This window comes from Wolbachia endosymbiont of Drosophila leontia, assembly GCF_028981785.1.
GTDB classification, from domain to species: Bacteria; Pseudomonadota; Alphaproteobacteria; order Rickettsiales; family Anaplasmataceae; genus Wolbachia; species Wolbachia pipientis.
In genome coordinates this window covers 1-5,139 of record NZ_JAPQLK010000009.1, presented here as the reverse complement: position 1 = coordinate 5,139, position 5,139 = coordinate 1, and the positions used below count along the sequence as shown (strand labels likewise).

Sequence of the window (5,139 nt, the reverse complement as noted above, 5' to 3'; positions counted from 1 at the left end):
CCAGTATTGGTCTAATTTTTTCAAATTGTTCTTTACTTATATCGCTTGGATAGCTTTTTTGCATAGATATGCCTCTTTCTTAACTATGCTTATTTTACCTCATATTTTCGAGATCCTTAACAGGTTCTTAAAACTCTCAAAACTTTATGAATTTATATGTAACCAGTGCTCCTAATTTATTTACAATTCATCACTCTCTGGGACCATACATAATTGGGGTTAAAAGGTTTGCTTGGCAAAATTACTGTTTAGTGGTATACTTAGTTAAATTGTTTTAGTAGGAGGGGAACATGGCTTGGAATTTATTTGGTGGGCTCATGCTACCAGCAGCAGATGCTACAGAAGAAAATAAAGTTAAAAGTAGGAAAAATTCTGGGGGTTCGGGTATTGAAGTCGAAGATCCATTTGTTGTAATTCCTGAAAGTTTAACTTTTGCTGAAATAATAGATATTCTAAATAATGCCATAGAATATAATAATTATGAAGAATTAGATAGAATTGTACAAGACATTGAAGATTATGAAGGCCAACCTGTTACACTAGATAACGAAAGCTTCAGAGATTCTTGTTTAAAGCAACTCGGTTTAGACTTACAAAACAGAGGCGATCACCGGCATATACATTCAAATATACTGTCACAATATAGTTTTGATCAAGTAAATAGTTATCCAGCAAAAGAGCTGGTACTTTCAGCAATTGCAGCTAATAACAAACTTGCAGAAAAATACCAGGACATACTTTTTGCTGAAGGAAATTTGAGTCTTTTACCTCTACTTATTGGCAGTCAAAAATATATTGCAGCTTTTATAGAGAGATTTCCTGACCTTTATATTGAATTAAAAAATCAGGTTGTACAACTTGTTGAACCTAATAAGATTGGCTTTTTCTCAGTTATAGCACTAAGACAAGAGCGAGAATTACTAAATACAGTTCTTATTGAGTATGTCTTAAAAGATCTTGAACAAGTGTTGCAAACAAGTAGCTTTGACCCTTTATATGGTGTGCTTGAAACAGCATCTCTCGCTAAAAATAAAGACTTTATGAAGATAGTACTGGATTCACTTGAAAGATGTATTGATGATCAGGCTAAAAAAGATCTATTAAAAAAGTGTATTGTTACTTTTTTAGAAACTGCAATAAGTCAGGAGCATGTTTCAATTGTTGAGTACTTGTGCAGAGAACGTATTGAAAAGAAAGATCCAATAATTCAAGAAATCTATAAAGAAGCATTTGCAGATGAGAAAATTATTGAACAAATTAAAAACCAGGTTCTAAAAAATATTGATAGTGCAGGTAATGGACGTAAGGAAAAAAAACAAAAGATTTATGACCTAGTTTTGCAAGCCGCCTCATGTACTGGCAGTACAGATTTTATAATAAAAGTACTAGATTTAATTAAAAATGATCCTAAATTTTTAGGCGATACAGATAGGCTGACCTTCTTGCAAAATAGTCCAGTTACTATTTTAGATAATGTTATACGTGAAAAACATTCCTCAATTATTCAAAATGTGTATACAAATTTTATATTGAAACTCGCTGAAAATTCAGGAGTGGAGTTTTTAACCATCCAACAAAGATATCAAAACGCTTGTCATACTTCTATAAGTGTAGATAATAATGTTGCCGGTCAGTTTAATGAGGAACCTAATGGAGATGATTCAAGTCTAGAACAAAATGAATTTGAAATAACTGATATTCAAGAAGAGCAAAGGCCAGGTGTTTTAGGACCAAATAAAACTGAAATTGCAGGATTTAGCCAAGAGAAGTTATTAGAAATCATCAATTTTGTTAAGGTAGGCTATTATGTTGGTGATTATAATCTTAATAATAAAAAGTTTTCTGAGTTAGAGGAAAGATCTTATAGAGTTCCAGCTAAACTTAAGGAAGAAGGTTATAAAATAATTCAATTCTATAATATGCGTGATAGTGGACAACTATATCGACATGCTGGTTATGTTTTTATAAAAGACAAGGAAATAACTATAGTTTACCGCGGTAGTCGCAATTTGTTTGACTACATGAAAGATGCTGAAATGATTTTGACTAGTTCAGATGGGCTTTTACCTGAAGGTGGAAAAATCCACTCAGGTTTTTATTCTTTATTTAAGGATTCTTGGGACAGTGTTTATGAGATATTAAAAGGATATGTTAATGATCAAAAGTTAGAAATTAAAGATTTTAAAATTAACCTTACAGGTCATAGTATGGGAGGTGCTATTGCCACCATAGCTGCTCTATGTTTAAGTGTAAGAGAGGGTGCAGAAGATTTGCATGTTGCAACTTTTGCTTCTCCAAGGGTTTTCGATTCTGCTGCTGCTGAGGTTTATGAAGAGCGCCTTGGAAAGAAAACTATTAGAGTAGTTAATCAATCAGATTTCATACCTTCATTACCACTTGGTTCTATGGGTTATAAACACGTGGGTGAACAATTAAGAATAAGTAGTAGTTCTTCACTTTATGCTCATCCATTGGACGTGTATCGCAATCTTATTGCAAATATTGAACCTGACAAATTTAAGTCTGATAATAACGTATCTATATACTATTATCCTTCTTACCTTGCTACAGTATTGTATAATGTATTCACTGCACCAAGTTACCTCATTCCAAACACCCATTCAAATGGTGATAAACAATATTTTAAACAAGTAAAGAATAAACATAAAGATGCTTCGCTTTCTGAAATGATGAAACATTCTGGATCTAGTAATGAACAGAAAGTAGTAATTTATGAGGATTCTAAACCTGGTGGAGATGAGTTTATAACCTTTGTGATGCCATCTTTACATAGACATGGAAGAAGTAAAGGGTTAAAAGTTAACCTTCCTGATATTGCTTTTTTTGTTAACAATAATTATTATCTCAGTGGAAACACTATTAGTCTGGGGCTATTGAAAACCTTAGTTGATAACTATCCAGGAAGCTTGGCACTTATGAAGAAAAAGAGTAATAAACTTAATGGAGGTTCTTCTTCTACCACAGCTATCTCAACGTTAACAATAGCTGAAGTTTCTTCAACAAATTCATCTTTAGGTGATCATAGCAATAATAATGTACAAATCGCAGTGCAGAGTGATGAGAATCAGCAAATGAATTCTGAAAAAGCTGGTAGCAGTAACACTCCAGGAATTCCTGAACAAATGCTTGTAGCAAGTAATGAAAAAGAGCTTGTAGCAAGTACAGGTTACGGTATGGGAGATGTTATTACCAAAACAGGAAATGCAAGAGATTTGCATGTTGCAACTTTGGGTACTCAACAGGTTGTTCCTCGTGGAGGGACTGTTAGTACTATTGAGGCATTAAAGAATTTGCCTAACAACAGAACAATTAAAATTTTTCTCCTTAATGGTCAGAGTGTTGCTCAAATTTTTAAAAAGTCTGATCGAGAAGCCGAACTTTCTCTCCCTAATGGTAATACCTATGGACTTAATTTGCATTTGATTAATGAAGAAAGTCTAAAAGTGCTATTTAATAAAGAAAATTCAGTTCTAGCTAATGCTATTAATGATTTTTCTACTGTTAAAGTGCCAATTTTAGAACAAAAAAGTGGTAAGAATGAACAAGCTCCTATTCAGTTAGCTGGACATGTAATACGAGAGGATTCCATACAAGTAGTACAGCCGAAAAGTTTAGTAAATATTAGGGGTAATAATGTTCAACTTGTAAACGAAGGTGATCAACCAATTCAGGAAGATAGTGGTATTGCCCTTATGGATCAATCAGAGAATGATGAACATTTTTATGATACAGTAGAAAGTCAAGATACAAACTCAGAGGAAGCACAAGTTAATAATACTCAACGCAGCGGTGAACATTCTAGTGGTCCAGAACAAACTTTAGAAATCCTTAACGAACATCATTCTAATATTACAGCTAATATTAACGATGAAGGTGTTGGCACTACTATAAATGATCAATCAACCTCTATTATCAGTAGTGATGGTGAGGATAAACAAATTCCTGTTCAACAAGCAATCCCTATAATTCCGGAAGAACTTGCTGCACAAACTACTTCAGTTACATTGATCAAAGATGATGTGGCTACAGTAAGTCAAGCTTCTATAAGTAATGATAATCATAGTAATTTAAGTAAAATTCAGTTAAATGAATCACGAACTGGCAGTGATCAAGTATCCAATCAATATAATATAGCTGTTACAAATGAAAATGTTAAAATACCAATTCTAGAACAAAAAAGTGATATCAAAACCAACGGCAAGCAGTCTACTAATCCAAACAATGGAGGTGTTACTGCGCCATCTGTTCAACTAGCTGCGCCTAAAAGTGTAGATAAGAATAGTGGTAAAAAAGATACACAACCAAAACTAATACCAACAGGGGTACCTTTAGTAGCTAGTAAAGACTCTAACCGAGTAAATAATGTTCAAGGTAACAGCAAACAACCTAGTTATCCAGGCAAAAACAACCCTGCTCTACAAAATGCAAAAAGTAAGTTGCCTGTGATAGCTGCTGCTATGTTAGCAATAACCGGAGTTGCTACAGGGATAGCTATTGCAGTTTACTTGGAAATGCTAGCAGTGGGAATAGCAGTTGGAGCTTGTTGTCTAGTTGCTGCTGCGATCATATACTATTGTAATAAACCTTTAAATTCACTTGAAGAAAGTAGTGTTAATAAATTTACAGATCGCGAAGAGCTTACTGTGTAAGGGCTTATTACACAACGGTAAATTAAGGAATAAATATTATAGTTTACCATTTAATAATTTATTATCATTATGTTAATTATCATAAAATAAGAACCAAAGCCTGATTTAAAATGCGTACTCGATAAATACTTCGGCGAAAGTACTATTGCTGATGTTTCAAGTAATCTACTGCTTACCAGTTATGATACACACAACAACTGTCCATTTTTCCTTAAAAGTTGGAGAGAAAATAGGAATTTCATCAAGCTAAAAGATGCACTCAGAGCAACAACAGCAGCACCAACATACTTTGCACCTAAGTATTTAGAAGTTAAGCAAGAGAAAAGAGTGTTAGTGGATGGAGGAGTGTTTGCCAATAATCCAGCAGCTTGTGCATATGCAAATAGTAAAAAACTTTTCCCTAAGAACCTGTTTAAAATCTTCGTAATAGGAGAGAAATGAAGGAAAGGACAATCATTTGCAAGCTGGT

At 33.5% G+C, this 5,139-nt stretch carries 1 protein-coding gene and 1 pseudogene; both read left to right on the top strand.

What is annotated here, in order from left to right; translation table 11 throughout:
- Nucleotides 1-290: 290 nt before the first annotated feature.
- On the top strand, nucleotides 291-4,670 hold the full coding sequence (locus tag OZD63_RS00275; RefSeq protein WP_274979392.1) for a host RNA manipulator TomO: 4,380 nt from the start codon (nucleotides 291-293) through the stop codon (nucleotides 4,668-4,670).
- A 102-nt stretch (nucleotides 4,671-4,772) separates the two neighbouring features.
- A pseudogene (locus OZD63_RS00270) lies at nucleotides 4,773-5,102 on the top strand (patatin-like phospholipase family protein); the annotation flags it as partial.
- Between the last annotated feature and the right edge of the window lie 37 nt (nucleotides 5,103-5,139).

What these genes read in the sequence shown, in the direction of transcription:
- OZD63_RS00275 (WP_274979392.1), top strand. Translation starts at nt 291, where the DNA reads ATGGCTTGGAATTTATTTGGTGGGCTCATGCTACCAGCAGCAGATGCT.